The sequence below is a fragment of the Chryseobacterium lactis genome, assembly GCF_003815875.1.
Taxonomy (GTDB): domain Bacteria; phylum Bacteroidota; class Bacteroidia; order Flavobacteriales; family Weeksellaceae; genus Chryseobacterium; species Chryseobacterium lactis.
Genome location: NZ_CP033924.1, coordinates 3,626,681 through 3,646,901, shown reverse-complemented (window position 1 = coordinate 3,646,901; position 20,221 = coordinate 3,626,681). Strand labels below are relative to the sequence as shown.

The window sequence follows — 20,221 nt, the reverse complement described above, 5'->3', positions numbered from 1 at the left end:
AAAATAATTCCGGCAGCTACCAAAAAATAAAAATATGAACAAAAAGCACAACTTCAGCGCAGGGCCATGTATTTTACCACAAGAAGTATTTGAAAAATCGGCACAGGCTATCTTAGATTTTAACGGAATCGGACTATCTCTTCTTGAAATTTCTCACAGAAGTAAAGATTTCGTTGCTGTAATGGACGAAGCACGTGCGATTGTAAAAAGATTAATGAATCTTGGAGATGACTATGAAGTTCTTTATTTAGGAGGTGGTGCAAGCCTGCAATTTGCAATGGTTCCTTACAACCTGATGAAAGTAGGTGGAAAAGCAGCTTACCTGGATACAGGTACATGGGCAGCCGGAGCTATTAAAGAAGCAAAAAAAGTAGGAACAGTAGATGTAGTAGGATCTTCAAAAGAAGAAAACTATTCTTTTATTCCTAAAAATTATACTGTTGGTGCAGAATACGATTATTTCCACTGTACTTCCAACAACACAATTTACGGAACTCAAATGAAATCTTTCCCTGAAGTAGATACCCTGATGGTTTGTGATATGAGTTCTGATATTTTCTCAAGACAGCTGGATTTCTCTAAATTTGATTTGATCTATGCCGGAGCTCAGAAAAATATGGGACCTGCAGGGGTAACTTTAGTGGTGATTAAAAAAGAGATTTTGGGTAAAACAGGAAGAGAAAACATGTTCTCTATATTGGATTATTCTCAGCATATTGCTAAAGAATCAATGTACAATACTCCACCTGTATTCCCGGTATATGCATCTTTACTGACTCTTCAGCATCTTGAAAATAATGGTGGCATTGTTGCTGCAGAACAAAGAAATGAAGCTAAAGCAAAGCTTCTGTATGGTGAAATCGACAGCAATCCGCTATTCGAAACATTCTGTGTGGAGGAAGATCGTTCTTTAATGAATGTTTCTTTCAAAATTACGGATGAAAGTAAAAAAGAAGAATTTGATAACGCATGGAAAGCTGCTGGTATCAGTGGATTAAACGGACACAGAAGCTTAGGCGGATACAGAGCCAGCCTATACAATGCCTTGCCAATTGAAAGCGTACAGGTTTTGGTGGATGTCATGAAATCTATCAAATAATTTAAACAGTAAAAAATTCAAAGATTGGAAGATTTAAAAGCAGTTAATTTAAATTCATTAATTTGCACCCTAGTTTTAAAATGTTGAAATATTTAAATTTTTCAATCTTTAAATCAAATAACACATGAAAGTTTTAGCAAACGATGGAATTTCAAAAGCAGGAGAACGGGTTTTAAAAGAAGCCGGAATTAATATCCTGGACAATAGAGTGGCCCAGGATCACGTTATTAATTTTATCAACGATAATAATGTGGACGTTCTCCTTGTAAGAAGTGCAACGAAAGTAAGACAAGATCTGATCGATGCATGTCCAGGCCTTAAAATCATCGGAAGAGGTGGTATCGGAATGGATAATATTGATGTTGAATATGCAAAAAGCAAAGGAATAAAAGTAATCAATACCCCTACTGCATCTTCAAAATCAGTTGCAGAATTGGTATTCGGACATTTCCTTTCCCTGGCAAGATTCCTTCACGAATCAAACAGACTTATGCCATTGGAAGGAGAAACCCATTTCAATGCCATGAAAAAGTCATTCAGCAATGCATATGAGCTTTCAGGAAAAACATTAGGAGTAATCGGCTTTGGAAGTATTGGCCAGGAAGTCTTGAAAATAGGAATCGCTTTAGGAATGAAAGTAAAAGTTCTGACAAGAAATCCAAAAACAAAAGTTCTCACGCTGAACTTTTTTGATGGACAGGCTGTCAATTTTGAAATCAATTCTACCAATGATATGGATGAATTTCTCAAAGACACGGACTTCATCAGTATCAATACTCCTAAAACGACTGGATATATTATAGATACCCCTCAGTTTGAAAAAATGAAAGACGGTGTGTATATTGTCAATACTGCAAGAGGCGGAGTAATCAATGAAGTAACGCTGATCGATTTTATCGAATCAGGAAAAGTGGCCGGAGCTGCCCTGGATGTTTTTGAAAATGAACCCAGCCCGGAACTTCCTCTGTTGATGAATCCGGCATTGTCCCTATCCCCTCATGTAGGAGGAAATACGGTGGATGCGCAAGAGAAAATCGGTATCGAACTTGCAGAACAAATTATTAAGCTACAAAAAGAAACTATAAGATAAATATGCCTGTTTTTAAACCTTTCCGTGGAATAAGACCTCATAGAGATATTGAGAGTACCTTCCCTACCCATCCACTGGATAATTTTACCCAGGAAGAGATTGCTGAGAAGGCTCAAGTCGAAAATACTTACATCAACATGATTAAGCCATACGTTGTGAGTAAATCTAAAGATATTGACCGGAACTTACGAAAGATCCGATCTACATTTGAAGAACTTCTGGAGGAAAAAAAATTAGTCCAGGACAATTCTGCCTACTATCTTTATGAGCAGATCTACCCCAACAAACAGGTTTTCAGAGGACTTCTGGGATTAGCAAGCATCGAAGATTTCTGGAATGGAAAAATTAAAAGGCACGAAAGTACCATTCCCCAGAAAAAAGAAAATCTGGCTCATTACCTTGAAAAAGTAAATCTTCAGGCAGAACCTGTATTGCTTACTTATCCCGCCAATTCAAAAATTGAATTGCTGATGAACCATGAGGAAAAAAATGTTCCTATTTTCAATCACACAGACTCTATCGGGATCAGACACAAAATCTGGAGAATAGACAACCGTTTGAAACTACAACAGTTTAAAGAAGTAATTGACCAGATTGATTCATTTTATATTGCAGACGGACACCATAGAATCGGATCTACAGCATTGAATGCAAAACGTCATAAAGACAAAAACAAGAGACATAACGGCACGGAGCTTTACAACTTTGTATACAGTTTTATTGTTTCTAACCAGTCTATTAAAATTCATGACTACAACAGGATTTTACATGACCTGAACGGTCTTTCCACTGAAGAGTTCCTAAAAAAACTTGATCACTACTTCCTGATCCATGAAAAAGGAGAAACTCCTTATTATCCATCTCAGAAATTCCATATTTCAATGTATATGGACGGTAAGTTCTACTCACTACACGTAAAACATGACCTTCGTTCCAAAGAAATGTCTCTGGATAATCTGGATCACCACCTTTTAGACAAATATATTTTTAAAGATATCTTAAAAATTGAAGATCCGGACAGTTCGGAACAAATATCTTACGTAAAAGGAACTTCCAACCTTAACGGAATCAATCTTTTAAAAGAAAAAATCGATAGTGGTGAAGGTAAGGTAGGCTTTGGGATTTATCCTGTGAGTTTTAATGATATGATTAAAATTTCAGATTTAAAATTAAGTATGCCGCCAAAATGTACATTTATTGAACCAAAATTGATTACAGCACTGTTAATGTACGACATGAAACCTTAATAAATTCCTATTTTTTCCCTACTTTTATCATCGGAAAAAGAAAGGTAAATAATAAATGAAAAAGATATTCATTATACTTCCACTCTTTTTGAGTGGATTTTTATTTTCTCAAAAAAAAGCCCAGAAAAAGCCTGCCGGAAGAGCAGCAATTCCTGTAAAATTAAATTATCACAAAGAATTTGAAAATATCTCGGACGAGATTATGGTCAACGGCAAGGCCTATGATAACCTTGGAGAACTCACGAAAGGCATTGGTTCCCGTTTCAGTGCAACTCCCGGTTATGCAAAAGCAGTAGAATGGGCAGAAAAAAAGTTCAAGGAAATAGGTATCAACATGATCTGGCGTCAGGAAGCTAAAGCTCCCGTCTGGATCAGAGGAAAAGAATCTTTACAAATAAAATCCGGAAACGGAGACTGGAAGAACATAAGAATGTTATCCTTCGGAAACTCTGAAGGAACAGGCGGAAAAGACCTGGTAGGTGATATTGTTTTAATTAATACCACTTCCGAGCTTAATGCGATGTCAATAGGCCAGTTAAAAGACAAAATAGTTTTCGTAAATGTTCCTATGGATCCGAAAATTATTAACACCAGTGATTCCTATCTATTGACGGCAAAATCAAAATTAATTTCGGCTTCTGTGATCTCTAAAACAGGTGCAAAAGCATTAATTATAAGATCACTAACCACCGCTAATGACGATACTCCTCATGCTAAAATGATTTATTACGAACCGGATGATAAAGTTAAAATTCCTGCTTTATCAATAGGCGTAAAATCAGCGGATGAATTGGAAAAAATACTTAAAAAACAAAAAGTTACCGCTAAAATCAACATGACTGCCGAATCAAAAGGCGACACTACAAATCCAAATATTATTGCTGAAATCCAGGGTAAAAAAGATTCTAAAGTGATTGTTTTGGGTGCTCAGCTTGATTCCTGGGATATTGGTGAAGGCGCTATTGATGACGGAACAGGAGTTGTCCAGTGCATCGAGGTTTTAAGAACATTGAAAGCACTCGGATACGAAAATAACCACACCATCCGGGTCGTATTGTACGCCAACAGTGAAAACGGAGGACAGGGACGCGAAATGTATGCCGCCTACGTGAAAAAGAAAGACGAAAAGCACGTATTCGCCTTAGGTACAGATGCCGGAGGTTATTCTCCACGAGGATTTTCTTTGGATATGTCGCCTCAAAGAAGAAGATTGATTAATCCCTGGAAAGAATATTTTCTTCCCTATGGAATTTATGATTTTGATCAAACCGATGCAATTCAGGATATTTCACCTTTAAAAAAACTTGATATCCCTCTGGCAGAGCTTGTTGTAGATACACAAAGATATTTCGATTACCATCATTCCGAACAGGATACTTTTGATAAAGTAAACAAAAGAGAGCTTTTGTTAGGAGCGGTGGCAATGACTCAATTAATTTTTATGATTGATAAAAACTGGTAGTATGAAGAAGATTGCAAACTTATCGTTATTAATTTTAGGAGTAACCTTTTTATCCGGTCAGGCCAAAGAAGACTCTGTACAATTCAAAAGAATTTCTACCGAAATCCTGAATAACGGAAAGGGATACCACGAACTGAAAGAGCTTACAAAAGGCATCGGAAACCGTTTAAGCGGTTCAGAAGCTTATGAAAAATCCGTACAATGGGCAGCTCAGAAACTTCGTGATGCCGGAGCTGATAAAGTATGGCTTCAGGAAGTGATGATCCCGGTCTGGATAAGAGGAAAAGAATCCTTACACATCAAAACTTCCGGTGGTAACTGGAAAAATATAAAAATGCTTTCCCTTGGAAATTCTGAGGGAACCGGCGGAAAAGATGTTTCAGGCGAAATCATCATGGTAAAGTCATTGGAAGAATATGACAAACTTCCCGCAGAAAGGGTGAAAAATAAAATTGTTTTCTTCAACTATCCTTTTAACCAGGAACATGTGCAGACTTTCATTGCCTATCGTGAAGCCGGCGCTTACAGAAGAACCGCAGCTTCTCTGACGGCCAAAAAAGGTGGAAAATTTGCCATTATAAGATCTCTTTCTTCCGCATTTGACGATGTTCCCCATACCGGAAATATGCGTTATGATGAAAATATTTCTAAAATACCTGCCATCACCATCGGAAATACTTCAGCTGATGAACTGGAAGCGATATTAAAGACTCAGCAGGTCACTGCAAAGCTCAATTCCAACTGTGGAATGAAAGGTGAAAAAAGCTCCCATTCTGTGATTGGTGAAATTACAGGCAAAAAAGACCAAAGCGTCATTGTTGTAGGAGGTCATTTGGATTCATGGGACGTTGGTGAAGGAGCGCATGATGATGGTGCCGGAATAGTTCAGAGCATTGAAGTCATCAGAACTTTTAAAAAATTAGGATTACAAAATAACCATACGATCAGAGCTGTTTGTTTTGCCAATGAAGAAAATGGAACAAAAGGTGGCAAACAATATGGAAAAGTCGCTAAAGAAAATAACGAAAAACATCTTTTTGCTATAGAATCAGATGCAGGCGGATTTTCTCCGCGAGGCATTTCCCTTGAAATGGATGATCCCCAAAGGAAACAGATCCAAAGCTGGGGTAATCTGTTTTTACCTTATGGTGTTTATAATTTTGAAGGAAAATATTCAGGCTCGGATATTGCGCCACTTCACGAAATGGGTGTACCAGCAGCAGAGCTTGTACCGGATCCGCAGCGTTATTTTGATATTCATCACACGGCTGAAGATACTTTTGAAAAAGTCAACCGGAGAGAATTGCTCCTGGGCTCAACTGTGATGACACAACTTATTTATATGATTGATAAAAATTGGTAACAATGAAAAAGATATTAGGAACCTCCTTATTAGTTTTTGGTATGGCTGTTTTTGGTCAGACTAAAGAAGATTCTATTCAATTTAAAAAAATTTCCACCGAAATTTTAAACAACGGAAAAGGATATAATGAACTACGCGAACTCACCAAAAATATTGGGCATCGTTTAAGCGGTTCAGAAGCTTATGAAAAATCCGTAAAATGGGCGGAACAAAAACTTCGTGATGCCGGAGCTGATAAAGTCTGGCTTCAGGAAGTGATGATTCCAGTGTGGGAAAGAGGAAAAGAATCCCTACACATTAAAACCTCCAATGGAAGTTGGAAAAGCCTTAAAATGCTTTCCCTTGGAAACTCTGAAGGCACAGGCGGAAAAGATGTTTCCGGAGAGATTATTATGGTAAAGTCCATGGAAGAATATGACAAACTTCCGGCAGAAAAGGTAAAAGATAAAATTATATTCTTTAATTATCCTTTCAATCAATCCTTTATCGAAACTTTTAAAGGATATAGTGATGCAGCGAAGTACAGAACGACAGCTGCTTCTTTAACTGCCAAAAAAGGCGGAAAGTTTGCGATTATCAGATCTCTTTCTTCAGCTTTTGATGATGTTCCTCACACCGGAGCCATGCGGTATGAAGACAAAGTATCCAAAGTTCCTGCGGTAGCCGTTGGAAGCACTACTGCCGATGAACTGGAAGCTCTATTAAAGAATCAAAAGATTACGGCAAAACTTAATTCAAATTGTGGAATGAAGGGCGAGAAGCTCTCCCACTCTGTAATTGGTGAGATTACCGGTAAAAAAGACCAGAGTGTAATCGTTGTAGGTGGCCACCTAGATTCCTGGGACGTAGGTGAAGGTGCTCATGACGACGGAGCAGGAATTGTACAAAGTATTGAAGTATTGAGAACCTTCAGGAAATTGGGAATTCAGAATAACCATACGATCAGAGTGGTTTGTTTTGCCAACGAAGAAAATGGAGTAAAAGGTGGTATTCAATATGGTAAAGTTGCTAAAGAAAAGAATGAAAAACATCTTTTTGCCATAGAATCTGATGCCGGCGGTTTTGCGCCGAGAGGGATCGCTTTAGATATGGACGATGTCAAAAGAAAGGAAATCCAGGGTTGGTCGAAACTTTTCCTGCCTTATGGAGTATATAACTTCCAGGAAAAATTTTCGGGAACAGATCTATATCCTTTGCATGATATGGGAGTTCCCGCTGCTGAGCTGATGCCGGATTCACAACGTTATTTTGATATTCACCATACGGAAGAAGATACTTTTGATAAAGTAAACCGAAGAGAGCTTTTATTGGGAGCTACAACATTGACTCATATTATTTATATGATTGATAAAAATTGGTAACATCATAGATAAGTATCAACTTTAAAAAAGAGCCCGTGGAAATCTTGAGAAATCAGAATTTTTATGGGCTTTTCTAAACACAAATGCCACAAATGATTTCACAAATAACACTAATTAATTCAATAGAAACGGACTAAAGTCCGTTTCTCTAATAGATATTATCCAACGGCTTTAGCCTAAACCTGAATTATTCGTTAAACTTTTTCCCTCTGACTTTACGTTTGTATATAAAGCTTTTAAACAAAAAATTCTACCATGCATGATTAAATCCTCCACCCGATTCCCAATTGACATCAAATTTAATAGCTTCTTCTGCATAAATAGGCATAGTAATTTTGGAATGAAACATCGGCGGAGTATCTTTAACCAAAGCAAAATAATCTGGATCAAAATTCGATTTCCTATAAAACCGGATTTCTATAATAGTTTCTCTTTTAAATGATCTGAAAATATATAAATTAACATCATAGAGATCAGAGTATTCCTTACTTAACAGCTCTGCTGCCGAGTCCAAATCAAGCAGTTCTTTGGAGTTATTAATTCTTTTTCTGAACTCATCCCGTTCTTTGAGATTTTCTCCGGTAAGTTCGTTAGAGTCGGACAAAATATAAAATACATTTGTTGGAAGTGGTATTCCGACAATATATTTTTACCAACTGCATGAGATTATCAGTACAGCATACAATATTTTCTTTCAAATCCGCCATCTTCTTACGATAAAGTTTATTTGGTTTTTTAAGAATAACTTCGTTAATACTTGTTCTAAAATACCATTTTTTTCTGCGTTTAATGAAATAATTTCTTTAGCCAACTAAAAAACAACGACTTACACCCTTCAAAAACGAAGTGTTAATCGCAAAAATATCACTTTGGCATGATATTGGCATGTTCTTTTTCGAGAAAAAATTAAAAAAAGCACTAAGGATGAGAAAAAAGGTTTTCTGTGGATTTTCAGTTTTCCACTGATTCAAGTTCATATTGATGTATATGAATCCTTTTTTTTCTACGATGCCGTAACAGATACGGGAATGTGATCAATTAACCCTCGGTTGATTTTTCACAGCAGTTTTATGCCCCGTATCTAACAGGTATCATCTACCCTCGAATCATGTAGCAGTGATTCAAAAGATTGTGAATATATCCGGATATTGTATCCGGTATACTATATTGAATAAATGGCAATGCCATCACGAACCTTAGCCCAGTAGGAGAATATGCCATTCTTTTTACCGTGATGAGTATGCTTATTTATTCTGTCGAATTAATTAATGTATAACCCTTAAAATGTTAGTAATGATGAGAGCCTTTTTTGAAATGATTTTTAAGAGAAATGAAGATGCTGCAAAAATGCATATCTGGAGCTTGCTTTTGGTATTAAGTTTTGCTGCCTTTTCGGTATTGGTATACACCTTAAAACCAAGCTTTAACAGCTTAATAATATATCTGACCGCATTTGCCGCTTATATCGGCTTTGGTCTTGTATTCATCAGTTCCCTTGCAGGAACCAGTATGAAGAACAGATCCGGCAGAAACATATAACTTTTAATTCTTTCTTTTACTGAAAAACCGCCTGAAATGGGCGGTTTTTTTGTAATAACCACAATAATATAATAAATCTTATTATCAACAGTTAACGTTTATTTTGTTGTATTTGTAGATCTATTAATTCATTTATAAGTTTAATCCTATAATTCTGGACTTCAGATGAATCACGTTTATTCATTTTCCGCAGAAGATTTTGATACTTATTCATAAGTGGATTGATTTCATTATTAACTTTTGTGCTTGACAACTCTTTCGTAACACCCTTCTTCACCCAGCTTTGCACATTATTCAAAATAATCACCGCTTCATCTTTTTTAATTTTACTTGAATCCGTAATAGCAATTACTTCTGCCCTATCACTCTTTTCTTTCTGATTACAAGCAACCAGTAAACTATATGCGATTAAAATAATCATTTTCTTTATCATAACTTTTTGATTTAATATTTTTTTAAATCTAATCAATGTAGTAGTCCATCTCCTTACGGAAAACCGTAGAAATTATTTATTCACAAAAAAGCCACCTCTTTCGAAGCAGCTCTATTGATAACAACAGGTCATTATCATTATCACATCGTACAAAATTTATTCTTTAAATATATCTCTCATCATCTGATCAAGCATCCTGGTGGTTTCTTCTTCAATCATCTTTTCAGATTTCTGAACCAATTCTATCCTGAAAGGATCACAACATGCTTTTATTCCGAATCCTTCATCTGTTTTAACAAATTCAGGATGCAGACCATGTTCTTTGCATACCTCTGCTTCAACTTCTTGTTTTATCGCATTATAATTCAGATCAAACATATTTTTTATTGTATTACTTGTAAAGAATATAAAGATATGAGTTATAAGACATTGCGAAAATCCGTATTTATACGGTATTTTACACCAACAAAAAAACCACCTCTTTTAAGGCAGTTTTTTATATAAGATTCTAAAGCCTGAAAAAATTATGCTTCAGTGTTGGCTTTAAATAATATATCCTAGAGTTTTTCAAGAATTTTTTTCGGCAAAATTTGAGCGAGTTCGGATTTATAATTATTTTCAATAATGACAAATTTCCAATCTTTTTTATCTCTTGAAACAGCACATGCTTTCATATGAGCATTGATCATATACTCATCTTCATTACTAGAATAGGTAACATTATCTTTTCCATACCTGGAAATTACCGCCTCATTCATTTTTTGTTTTACAGATTCTGCATCATGAATAACTTTCCAATCCACTTTAAATTTCATGATAAATGAATAATCAACTATTGAAAAGTATTCACCATCGATCAACTCAGGTTTTTCAATATGATCAACTTTAAATTTTTGAATATCCGTTGTAAAAGCAGGATTATTGTAAGAAAGATTCAGGATGGTAATCATTTTCTCACGTGTTATCGCGGCCAGATATTTCGGATAAATAAAGTTGGCGGCCTTTTCAGTATCCTTTACTTTTATATTTTCAAAAAAATGGGTAAAATCTTTTTCTACCCCAACTTCATGATCTACTTTTTTCGCCTGACCAAAGGACAAAGCTGAAAAAAGCGACAGCATACATACGATTAATTTTATTTTCATCTCTTAGCATTAAAATCATTCACAAAAAAACCACCCCTATCCGGGGCGGCTATATATCTTAAAAAAGATTCAATTATTTCACTTTTACAAGCTCAACATCGAAAACTAACCAGGAATTTGGCGGGATCACCCCTCCTGCTCCTCTTTCTCCGTAACCCATTGCAGGCGGGATCAATAATGTAGCAGTTTCACCTTCCTTCAATAACAGGATACCTTCATCCCATCCTTTGATAACTCTTCCCATTCCGATTGGAATTTCGATCGGCTCATTTCTTTTGAATGAAGAGTCGAATTCAGTTCCGTCCACTAACTTACCTGCATAGTGTACAGATACGTTATCACCAGCTTTTGGAGCTTTACCGTCAGCTGTCTTTGTAATTTTATAATAAAGACCTGATTCAGTTTTCTGCATTCCAGCTTTTAAGTTTTCAACTAATTTTTCCTGGTTTGCTTTGAATTCTTCTTCTTTTTTCTTTTTTTCCGCTTCTTCTTTAGCAATAATAGCTTTATTGTTTTCTGCGATTTTACCCTTTCCTTCGTTGAAAGTCTTGGCAGCATCGTAGTTCTTGTACTCATCACCTTTACCGAAAATAGAAACTTTTTCTAAAACGATATCTGTTTTAGGCTTGTCCTGAGCTCCTTTTTCAACATTAGCAATGGCATCAATTACATCATTACCTTTTACTACTTTTCCGAAGATCGTGTGTCTACCGTCTAACCAAGGAGTCGCAACTTCAGTGATGAAGAATTGTGAACCATTGGTATTTGGTCCTGAATTCGCCATAGAAAGGATTCCTTTCCCTGTATGCTTAAGGTCATTCTTCTCATCCTCGAATTTATATCCAGGATCTCCCATTCCTGTTCCCTGAGGATCACCTCCCTGGATCATGAAATCTTTGATTACTCTGTGGAAAATAGTTCCGTCATAATAAGGAACTCCCTTAGCCTTAGCTTTGTTGTCGATTTTCCCTTCCGCAAGACCGATAAAGTTGGCTACAGTTACTGGTGCTTTCTTGTCTTCAAACTTCACGATCAGGTTTCCTTTAGTGGTTTGAAGATTTGCATAAAGTCCGTCATTAAGACCTTCGTAAGTTTCTTTGTCTACGTTCATTTTTTTATAAATTGGGGTACAACTCATCAGCGAAATACTTGCCGCTGCCAGAATTATATTCTTGTTAAACAATTTCATTTGTTATAAAGCTTTTAATTTGATGATTAATGGGATATCGTTGTCTATTTTCTTTTCGTCTCCAAAAGTTCCATACGCTAAAGAAGATGGCACCAAAAGCGTCACTTCCTCCCCATCATGTATAAAACGCAAAGCATTTTCTACAGCCTTCAGTTCATCAAAGTGTCCAAACTTAGCATCTCTTCTTTCAATCGGCTGATTGTAGATTTTGGTTTGATCAAAATCATACAGATCGTAAGAATAAGAAATCGGACTGTTATCTGCCCTTCTTTCTCTCTGATCATAGCCGTCAACATTTACCCAATAATTAAGTTGTGTAGGAGAATACTTTACAGACTGACCATTGATCCAATCCTGGATTTGTCCCCTTTCTATGGTATTCAGATTTTTCATCCTGTTCCTGGAAACATCAAGATCTTGCTGGCTCAAAACACCACCCACCGGAGGGTGTACCGTCTGTGTATTCCTGTTACAACTCAACAGGCATATTGCTGATATGAAGACTAATTTTCTCATAAACATTTGCGAAAATACACATTTCAAGAATCAATTACAAAACTTATATAGGATTTACAATAACAATTTACAGATAATAAAAAGACAAGCCTCTACTTCCGCAAATTGATTTAAAATATTAATTTGAATTTAAGCTTTTAAGAAAATTGGAAAATCCTTCCGTTCTTATTCATTTACCAATCATCTTTGCATAAAAAAAGCCGGGAATTATTTCCCGACTTTAGTATAGTTTATTTAATGTAATCTTAAACTGTTTCCAATTGGTGATCAACAACTACTCTCCATCCGAACGGATCTTCAGATAGGTTGTTTTGAAGATCTACAAGGTCTTTCTTAAGAATAGCTGCAAAGCTTTCTTCTTCAGATAATCTTGGAAGCTCCAATTTTTCACCCTGGAATCCTAAAGCCTGGAACTGAGTAGTTACAACTGCAGTACCAACTCCCCATACTTCTTTAAGAGAACCGCTCTTTAACGCTTCAATTACTGTTTTCACAGCGATAGCCTCAATTTTTACTTCAATCCCTCTTTTCTTAGCCAATTGAATAAAGCTGTCTCTTGTAACTCCGTCAAGGATTTTCTCAGAAGTCGGAGGTGTATAAATAGTATCGTTAATTCTTACAAATACGTTCATAGTACCACTTTCTTCAAAATACTCGTGTGTAGCATCATCAGTCCAGATAATTTGCTCATATCCTTCTTCGATAGCTAGCTGTGTAGGATAGAAAGAAGCGGCATAGTTTCCAGCTGCTTTAGCAGAACCTACTCCTCCGTTAGCTGCTCTTGAGTAATGATCAGAGATTTTTACAGAAACCGGCTCAGAATAATAGCTCTTAGCTGGTGTTGCAACGATGGCGAACATATATTTATTAGAAACTCTTGCTTTCAAAGCTTCCTCTGTAGCAAAAATCAATGGTCTGATATATAATGACATTCCTTCTCCCTGTGGGATCCAGTCTCTGTCAAGATCTACTAATGCTTTTAATCCGTCTAAAAACATTTCCTCAGTCACTTCAGGCATAGCTAGACGCGTCGCTGACTTATTGATACGTTCAAAATTCTTTTCAGGCCTGAAAAGGAAAACCTGCCCGTCTTTGTCTTTATAGGCTTTCATACCTTCAAAACAAGCTTGTCCATAGTTTACTCCCATCATAGCGGGTGTAAATGGAATCGGACCGTAAGGAACTAATTTTACATCACCCCATTTTCCGTTTTCATACTCACAAATAATCATATGATCAATGAAAGTACCACCAAATGAAAAATTGTTTGGGTCAAATGTAGAAATTCTGGAGTTTTCAGTTTTTTGAATTATCATTTTTAAAAATTTTTACGATGTTCTACAAATTTAACATAATTTTCTAAATATAAAAATTTTAGAGTAAATTTGACAAAAAAATAGCTTGAAAAGAGAAATTAAGACCACAAACGACGGTAGTAAAACATTGTTTATCAATGATTTAAATGAAAATTACCATTCTCACCATGGAGCACTCCAGGAAGCAGAACATGTGTTTATCAAAAATGGACTAAATTTAGTTAATGATTACGAAATTAATATTTTAGAACTCGGTTTTGGAACAGGTTTGAATGTTTTAGTAACAATTAATGAATATTTAAAAACTGACAAAAATCATGTCATTAATTATTTTTCACTCGAAAAATATCCCATAAATGAATCTGAAGTTAACGATTTGGCTTATTTTGAACTTTTTGATAACCCGGAGTTAAAAAATATTTATCAGAAAATTCATCTGGCAGATTGGGAAAAACCAGTTGAAATCATTAGTGGATTCAACTTAAAAAAGATAGAATGTGACTTTTTCGACCTAAAGGCCATTGATCTCCCTAAAATAAACCTTGTATACTTCGACTGTTTCGGAGCCAGAGTACAGCCTGATCTTTGGGAAAAGCCGCTGTTTGAAATGGTTTCTGACAAAATGGCCATTAACGGATTATTAACTACCTACTCTTCTAAAGGCAGCGTCAGAAGAATCCTGCAGGAACTCAATTTCCAGGTGGAGAAAAAGCAAGGACCTCCAGGGAAAAGAGAGATGATTAATGCCGTGAAATTATAAGAGAACACTGAGAAAATTAAGAAAGCAATCTCATTTTGCATTCTTAACCTTCTTACGTTTGCCTCACAAAAATTCCTTACATTAGCTATACAAAATATTATACATTATATATATGATAGACAAGATCAACATTAGAGTGTATGCTTGTGCAGTAAAAGATAAAAAAGTCCTTACTCTGTTTGAGGAATATGCCGGAGAACATTTAGTGAAATTCCCGGGTGGTGGATTAGAATATGGAGAAGGAGTATTAGAATGCCTGCACCGCGAATTTGATGAAGAACTGAATGTGAAAATAGATGTTATAGAACATTTTTATACCCAGGAGAACTTTCTTGTTTCCCGATTCAGAGAGAATGAACAACTTCTTACCATATATTATATAGTCAATATTACCAACGAAGAAGACTTCCTTATTATGGATCCTTGTATCGAAAAAACGGAATGGATGGAGATTGACAGACCAGACAATCCTTTTCCGCTTCCAGTAGACAAAATAGTATTTGATAAATTAAAAGAAAAATACCTGTAAGAAGACTTACAGGTATTTTTATATTTTAAATTTTATTTTTTAACTTTAAAATCACTTGCACCCGGATAAGGTTTTAAATAACCGGAATTCCAATTGGACTGAAGTAGTGATTCTACAAATTCATCTGTTCTGTTTTTATGCGGATCATATTGTTCTTTCAAATCAATATCAGCCATCTTTCCTTTTACATTCCACCAGAAAGCACTCCATCCACCTCGTAGTTCCTTGATAATTTCATAGACATTCTTCCCGGTAGCCCTATTCATAAGTTTTGCAAATACTTGCCCTTCCGTTGTGGTAAGATCTCTTAATTGTTTTTCATACTGATCAGCAAGCATATTTTGTCTTTCTCTCACAAATTTTCGTTTTGCTTTGCTATCCATATCATTCATATCCTTCTGAATATCTCTGTACTGCTGTAGTGCCGTTACAAACAAAGGATAAACCCTATACAATTTCTTATTGAGAAAATAATAGTAATTCTTATCCAGCTGATTGTTGAACCTCGGTTTATTGACCAGAACCAGCTCATCTAATACAACGACCGGCTCTCCATTGACTTCATAAATCTTGACCTTCTGCTGCTCGTCGTAATAATATTTATTGCCAAATTCATCCACTTTCAAAGATTCAGGTGGGTATTGGTTGAGAGGTTTTGCCACGATAGTATCCTGCTGACCAAAAACACTGACCCCAAAAAAGAAAATAAAAAGACAGATAATCTTACTAAAATTCATTATTTTTACACTTATAAGAACAAAAATTGAACGCAAAAATCATTCCTTTTTATGAAATTTGAAAAGAAATCTTTGAAATTTTTAGAAAAATATTTAAACACATCATCACCAACAGGTTACGAACACAAGGGACAGGAGGTCTGGATGGACTACATCAGGCCATATGTTGATAAAATAGAAGTAGATCATTACGGAACCTGCTACGGTATCATTAACCCCGAAGCTGAATTTAAAGTAGTGATTGAAGCCCATGCAGATGAAATTTCATGGTATGTAAATTATATTACTGATGACGGATTAATCTACGTCATCAGAAACGGAGGTTCAGATCAGACGATTGCTCCCTCAAAAGTAGTTCACATCCACGGAGAAAATGGCATTGTAAAAGGAGTATTCGGATGGCCGGCTATTCACACAAGAACCAATCAGAATGAGCCTACTCCTAAAATTGAGAATATTTTCATCGACTGTGGTGCTACCACGAAAAAAGAGGTGGAAGAAATGGGCATCTATGTAGGTTGCATGATTACTTATCCGGACGAGTTCTTTGAAATGAATGACCGATATTTTGTTTGCAGAGCCCTGGATAACAGAATCGGTGGTTTTATGATTGCTGAAGTTGCAAGACTTTTAAAAGAAAATAAAAAATCTATTCCGTTTGGATTGTATATTACCAATTCTGTACAGGAAGAAGTAGGTTTATACGGAGCTGATATGATTGCTGACACCATCAAACCTAATATCGCCATTGTAACTGATGTTACCCACGACACCACTACCCCAATGATCGAAAAGAAAAAGGAAGGTGATCAAAAATGTGGTGCAGGGCCGGTTGTATTCTTCGCGCCAAGTGTACATCACACCATCAGAGAATTGATTATTGATACCGCTAAAGCAAAAAAGATCCCTTACCAAAGAGCCGCAGCCAGCAGAGCTACAGGAACTGATACTGACGCATTTGCCCACTCCAACGGCGGGGTACCAAGTGCCTTGATTTCCTTACCTTTGCGTTACATGCATACAACGGTAGAAATGGTATCTAAAGAAGATGTAGCCAATGTCATCAAGCTGATCTATGAAACAGTTCTGAAGATTAAGCCGGAAATGAAACTGAAATATCATTAAAAATGAACTCAATTTCTGATTTAGTTAGAAAACCAACTTTCATCTCTGTCATATGCATTATACTGGCCGTAATTGGAATTCCTTTAATTGTTTATCAATTCTTTACAATTCCTGAAAGCGGAAGTCTTGGAATTACAATTGAGGTAATATTTCTTTTAATTATGGTTGGATTTTTAGTGATTGACAGGTTTTTAGTCAGAAATATTGATAATAAAAAATTATCTGTCATAGAAGCAGTTTTAGTAACTGGATATTTAACCTACTATTACTTCACTAATGATCGTTCATTTTCAATAGGATAATATTAAGTAAAAGTATAAAAAGTAAAAATGAAAACGAAGCTTATTGCTCCATCCCTTTTATCTGCAGACTTTGGGAATCTGCAAAGAGATATTGAAATGCTAAACAGATCTCAGGCCGACTGGTTCCATATTGATGTAATGGACGGAAGATTTGTGCCTAACATTTCATTTGGTTTCCCTGTGATGAAAACTGTTCAGCAGCACGCTAAAAAATTCGTCGATGTTCACCTGATGATCGTTGAGCCGGAAAAATACGTTGATGAATTCATCAACCACGGAGCAGATCTTATTTCTATCCATTATGAGGCTTGTACGCATCTTCACAGAACCATTCATCATATCCAAAGTAAGGGAGCGAAAGCTGGGGTTGTTTTAAATCCTTCTACGCCTGTTTTAATGCTTGAAGATATTATTGCTGATGTGGATCTTGTATTATTAATGAGTGTAAACCCGGGATTTGGGGGACAGAAATTCATTGAGAATACCTACAAAAAGATTGCTGAGACCAAAGATCTTATTTTAAGTAACAATTCTACCGCTTTAATCGAAGTAGACGGTGGTGTCAATCTTGATAATGCCAATAAACTTTTTGAAGCCGGAGCTGATGTTTTAGTTGCCGGAAATGCAGTATTCTCTGCAGAAAGCCCGGAAAGAACAATTGAATTATTAAAAATATAATCCTGATTTTGGATTCATATACAAGACAGCTTATTCAGGCTGTCTTTTTCTTTTAAAAAATAAAAAAGACAGCACTTGGGGAGCTGTCTTTTTCTCGTCGGAATGTGAGTCGCCGTGGTTATTATCTTTTTAAAAAAAATCTTTAAATGTCTTAATTTCCCTTTGCTAACTACACAAAGATCTGAATAAAATCACATTGCATGCATCAGTAGAAATACTGAATTTAATGATAAGTATTTCCACTTATCATTCTGTTTTTTAAACCTCTTTATTCCAAATACAGGCGCAGACCACCAGAACGATTGTCACTACTGAGAAGGCTGTTCTTATATTATTCAGAAAATTCCATCTGTTCTCAAAATTATCACGCATTTGTTTCAGAGCTTCTGCAGAAGAACCGGAAATATCGAATTTATCAAGTATATCATTCATAGGAACATTTCCTCCTGTTGTTACACCAAAAACACCGATGAGATAGGTTAAAGAAGCCAGTAAAAGGAAAATAAAAGCCGGTTGCTGGCCACGGAATACAAAAGTAGATACCGGGAGAAGAATCGCAGTTCCCATGAAACTCATAAAAAATATAGGATTAAGAATTTCCCGGTTGATATTCTGCATCGCTTTCAGGTATTCTACATCAGATAATTTACCCAATCCCAGGACTACGGAACATGAATACGCATAGAATAAGCCGGCTATCAGAGCTGTAAGTACAGCAGTAATAATTAATAATAAAGTTGCCATTTTCATATAATTTGATTTGTGGTTATCAGAATAGTTTTTTTAATAGGGATTCCATTTTTTAATGATATTTTGAGCGGTCAGTATCATTTCCGGATCCCAATTTTTAGTATTAAAATAATGAAAATCCTGGTCTTTGACAGTCTCAATCTCTGCACTATCAAATAAGAGCTTTGTAAGTTTTGATTGTTCTTCATACAAAAGCAAATCTTCAACAGGAGCATCCAAAAGGTTGTTTTCTTTCTTTACCCAATCTCTTTTCTGTAAGTAACAACCCTCCAAAGAGCCAATTATTGATTTTACTTTCATAAAATCATTAAAAAAAGATCTCTTTTCTTCATCTGACTTTAGCGTATGACCAAGCCTTTCAATAATGATGTATTCCAGATTCGGACAGAGCGATACTACAGCAGGCAAAACGGCAAAAATTTCTTCAGGGATCACATCATCATGTGTATCTCTCCGGATCAATCTTTTTCCATACACACTCTCCTGCCAGCTACCGCCTGAAAGATGAATTTCTTTAACTTTTTCCAACGGATACAACCCGATGATTTCGTGCATATCTATTCCAAAATTACAGGCCTGGCAATATATATTATGAAGATCAAGAATTAAAAAGCCATCAATATCTTCAATTAACCGATCAAGAAAAACACCTTGTTCCTTCACATCATCAATTGAAAAAGAAAAAGCCAGATTCTCTATTCCCACAGGGATCTCCACAGCATCCTGAAGTCTGGATAATCTATCTTTCCCAATTTTTAAAGTCGTTGGATGCAATGATACAGGCAACGGTATACCCTGATGAAAATTCTCAGTATTCATAAAACCAAAGTGTTCCGTAATATGATTATATTTCCTTTTACAAACTTCTTCTTTTAATTTTTTAAGCCAGATTTCCTGCCTCCCGGTCCATTTTGCATCCAATAAAGAATAGTAAACTCCATGACCGATCAATCGATTATTTTTAGCAAAAAAATTAAGCAAATCACAGAGCCAATCCGGCTCATCAGTTTGATATAAGCTATCAAAAGACCATTCCAGCACTGCAACCTCTTCATTTTGTAACAAAGGTAAAATAGCAGAAACAAACTCTGCTTCCGCCATCATTGATAGTCCAACTAACGGTTTTCCCATATTTTACCCCATTCCGCAGGCCGGGCAATTAAAAGGAGCCCGTACAAGGGTATCTTTTTTGGTCAGTACTTTAGGAGTAGTAGGCTTTGGCTTAGCTGGTGTTTCAGGATCCGCTGCTTTTCTTACTTTCTTAACAGGCTTCTTGGTCTTAGAGACAGGCTTGGTAGTTTGCGCCGACACTCCTACTGCCAACAAGCTCGCCATTATTATTACTGGAATTTTCATAATCGAATTTTCATTTAAAATTTACAATAAACGTTCCATTATTTTCACCATAAAAATACAATTTATTATCACCAACACTATATAAACCTTGTATCAATAAAAAATCGTGAAATTAAAACCTTCTAATATTAAGCAAATTCATCTTATTTGAATAAAAAAATTCATCGTTTTCAATTATGTTTAAAAAATTGCAATTTCGAAACTTTAAATAACAAAATTTAGTT

General features: G+C 35.8%; 23 protein-coding genes. 12 read left to right on the top strand and 11 right to left on the bottom strand.

From position 1 onward, the window contains the following. Nucleotides 1-34 precede the first annotated feature (34 nt). The 6 genes from serC to EG342_RS16120 all read left to right on the top strand — a co-directional run bounded on the left by serC (nucleotide 35) and on the right by EG342_RS16120 (nucleotide 7,622). On the top strand, nucleotides 35-1,099 hold the full coding sequence (gene serC / locus EG342_RS16145; RefSeq protein WP_103293724.1) for a 3-phosphoserine/phosphohydroxythreonine transaminase: 1,065 nt from the start codon (nucleotides 35-37) through the stop codon (nucleotides 1,097-1,099). A 124-nt stretch (nucleotides 1,100-1,223) separates the two neighbouring features. Continuing rightward, on the top strand, nucleotides 1,224-2,189 hold the full coding sequence (locus EG342_RS16140) for a D-2-hydroxyacid dehydrogenase (RefSeq protein WP_103293725.1): 966 nt from the start codon (nucleotides 1,224-1,226) through the stop codon (nucleotides 2,187-2,189). Nucleotides 2,190-2,191: 2 nt separating this feature from the next. Beyond that, the gene (locus tag EG342_RS16135; RefSeq protein WP_103293726.1) at nucleotides 2,192-3,436 is read left to right on the top strand and encodes a DUF1015 domain-containing protein; all 1,245 of its coding nucleotides are present in this window, start codon (nucleotides 2,192-2,194) and stop codon (nucleotides 3,434-3,436) included. 55 nt (nucleotides 3,437-3,491) lie between these two features. Further along, nucleotides 3,492-4,898 (top strand): M28 family peptidase, encoded by a 1,407-nt coding sequence (locus EG342_RS16130; RefSeq protein ID WP_103293727.1) that lies wholly within the window; start codon nucleotides 3,492-3,494, stop codon nucleotides 4,896-4,898. Nucleotide 4,899: 1 nt separating this feature from the next. Next, nucleotides 4,900-6,261 carry a M28 family peptidase gene (locus tag EG342_RS16125; RefSeq protein ID WP_103293728.1) on the top strand — a complete coding sequence of 454 codons (1,362 nt, stop codon included), beginning with the start codon at nucleotides 4,900-4,902 and terminating at the stop codon, nucleotides 6,259-6,261. A gap of 2 nt (nucleotides 6,262-6,263) precedes the next feature. After that, the gene (locus EG342_RS16120) at nucleotides 6,264-7,622 is read left to right on the top strand and encodes a M20/M25/M40 family metallo-hydrolase (RefSeq protein ID WP_103293729.1); all 1,359 of its coding nucleotides are present in this window, start codon (nucleotides 6,264-6,266) and stop codon (nucleotides 7,620-7,622) included. Nucleotides 7,623-7,872: 250 nt separating this feature from the next. On the opposite strand, the gene EG342_RS16115 is transcribed toward EG342_RS16120, so the two are convergent. Beyond that, nucleotides 7,873-8,226 (bottom strand): hypothetical protein, encoded by a 354-nt coding sequence (locus EG342_RS16115; RefSeq protein WP_103293730.1) that lies wholly within the window; start codon nucleotides 8,224-8,226, stop codon nucleotides 7,873-7,875. A gap of 689 nt (nucleotides 8,227-8,915) precedes the next feature. Here EG342_RS16115 and EG342_RS16110 point away from each other — a divergent pair. Then, nucleotides 8,916-9,161 carry a hypothetical protein gene (locus tag EG342_RS16110; protein ID WP_123868117.1) on the top strand — a complete coding sequence of 82 codons (246 nt, stop codon included), beginning with the start codon at nucleotides 8,916-8,918 and terminating at the stop codon, nucleotides 9,159-9,161. A 91-nt stretch (nucleotides 9,162-9,252) separates the two neighbouring features. Here EG342_RS16110 and EG342_RS16105 read toward each other — a convergent pair whose 3' ends face one another. The 6 genes from EG342_RS16105 to EG342_RS16080 form a co-directional block, all read right to left on the bottom strand. Further along, on the bottom strand, nucleotides 9,253-9,594 hold the full coding sequence (locus tag EG342_RS16105; RefSeq protein ID WP_123868116.1) for a hypothetical protein: 342 nt from the start codon (nucleotides 9,592-9,594) through the stop codon (nucleotides 9,253-9,255). Nucleotides 9,595-9,750: 156 nt separating this feature from the next. Further along, nucleotides 9,751-9,972: a hypothetical protein gene (locus EG342_RS16100; RefSeq protein ID WP_103293733.1), complete on the bottom strand. Its 222-nt coding sequence runs from the start codon at nucleotides 9,970-9,972 to the stop codon at nucleotides 9,751-9,753. Nucleotides 9,973-10,151: 179 nt separating this feature from the next. Next, complete coding sequence (locus EG342_RS16095; RefSeq protein ID WP_103293734.1) at nucleotides 10,152-10,739, bottom strand: hypothetical protein; 588 nt, start codon at nucleotides 10,737-10,739, stop codon at nucleotides 10,152-10,154. A gap of 73 nt (nucleotides 10,740-10,812) precedes the next feature. Then, complete coding sequence (locus EG342_RS16090; RefSeq protein ID WP_246008799.1) at nucleotides 10,813-11,850, bottom strand: peptidylprolyl isomerase; 1,038 nt, start codon at nucleotides 11,848-11,850, stop codon at nucleotides 10,813-10,815. Between the two features lie 81 nt (nucleotides 11,851-11,931). Then, nucleotides 11,932-12,444 (bottom strand): FKBP-type peptidyl-prolyl cis-trans isomerase, encoded by a 513-nt coding sequence (locus tag EG342_RS16085; RefSeq protein ID WP_103293759.1) that lies wholly within the window; start codon nucleotides 12,442-12,444, stop codon nucleotides 11,932-11,934. A gap of 245 nt (nucleotides 12,445-12,689) precedes the next feature. Beyond that, entirely contained in the window at nucleotides 12,690-13,760 is a 1,071-nt protein-coding gene (locus EG342_RS16080) for a branched-chain amino acid aminotransferase (RefSeq protein ID WP_103293735.1), read from the bottom strand. 85 nt (nucleotides 13,761-13,845) lie between these two features. Here EG342_RS16080 and mnmD point away from each other — a divergent pair, with 85 nt between their 5' ends. Both mnmD and EG342_RS16070 read left to right on the top strand, forming a co-directional pair. Then, nucleotides 13,846-14,520, top strand: coding sequence for a tRNA (5-methylaminomethyl-2-thiouridine)(34)-methyltransferase MnmD (gene mnmD / locus EG342_RS16075; protein ID WP_103293736.1), 675 nt, complete (start codon nucleotides 13,846-13,848; stop codon nucleotides 14,518-14,520). A gap of 112 nt (nucleotides 14,521-14,632) precedes the next feature. Next, complete coding sequence (locus EG342_RS16070) at nucleotides 14,633-15,049, top strand: NUDIX hydrolase (RefSeq protein ID WP_103293737.1); 417 nt, start codon at nucleotides 14,633-14,635, stop codon at nucleotides 15,047-15,049. Nucleotides 15,050-15,081: 32 nt separating this feature from the next. Here the strand turns inward: EG342_RS16070 and EG342_RS16065 are convergent, their stop codons facing one another. Continuing rightward, complete coding sequence (locus tag EG342_RS16065; protein ID WP_103293738.1) at nucleotides 15,082-15,786, bottom strand: DUF4294 domain-containing protein; 705 nt, start codon at nucleotides 15,784-15,786, stop codon at nucleotides 15,082-15,084. A 51-nt stretch (nucleotides 15,787-15,837) separates the two neighbouring features. Between EG342_RS16065 and chrP the strand changes: the two genes are divergently transcribed. From chrP to rpe, 3 genes are read left to right on the top strand one after another with little or no spacing between them, the layout of a single operon-like run. Next, nucleotides 15,838-16,911 carry a chryseobasin maturation metalloprotease ChrP gene (gene chrP / locus EG342_RS16060; RefSeq protein ID WP_103293739.1) on the top strand — a complete coding sequence of 358 codons (1,074 nt, stop codon included), beginning with the start codon at nucleotides 15,838-15,840 and terminating at the stop codon, nucleotides 16,909-16,911. A gap of 2 nt (nucleotides 16,912-16,913) precedes the next feature. Next, the gene (locus tag EG342_RS16055; RefSeq protein ID WP_103293740.1) at nucleotides 16,914-17,213 is read left to right on the top strand and encodes a hypothetical protein; all 300 of its coding nucleotides are present in this window, start codon (nucleotides 16,914-16,916) and stop codon (nucleotides 17,211-17,213) included. A gap of 27 nt (nucleotides 17,214-17,240) precedes the next feature. After that, nucleotides 17,241-17,891, top strand: a complete 651-nt coding sequence (rpe, locus tag EG342_RS16050; protein ID WP_103293741.1) for a ribulose-phosphate 3-epimerase — start codon at nucleotides 17,241-17,243, stop codon at nucleotides 17,889-17,891. 258 nt (nucleotides 17,892-18,149) lie between these two features. Here the strand turns inward: rpe and chrI are convergent, their stop codons facing one another. The 3 genes from chrI to chrA are packed head-to-tail and all read right to left on the bottom strand — an operon-like array spanning nucleotide 18,150 to nucleotide 19,997. Further along, nucleotides 18,150-18,635, bottom strand: a complete 486-nt coding sequence (gene chrI / locus EG342_RS16045; RefSeq protein ID WP_246008640.1) for a chryseobasin maturation helper ChrI — start codon at nucleotides 18,633-18,635, stop codon at nucleotides 18,150-18,152. Between the two features lie 39 nt (nucleotides 18,636-18,674). Next, nucleotides 18,675-19,772, bottom strand: coding sequence for an MNIO family chryseobactin maturase (gene chrH, locus EG342_RS16040; RefSeq protein WP_103293743.1), 1,098 nt, complete (start codon nucleotides 19,770-19,772; stop codon nucleotides 18,675-18,677). Between the two features lie 3 nt (nucleotides 19,773-19,775). Further along, nucleotides 19,776-19,997 carry an MNIO class RiPP chryseobasin precursor ChrA gene (gene chrA, locus EG342_RS16035; protein WP_103293744.1) on the bottom strand — a complete coding sequence of 74 codons (222 nt, stop codon included), beginning with the start codon at nucleotides 19,995-19,997 and terminating at the stop codon, nucleotides 19,776-19,778. Between the last annotated feature and the right edge of the window lie 224 nt (nucleotides 19,998-20,221).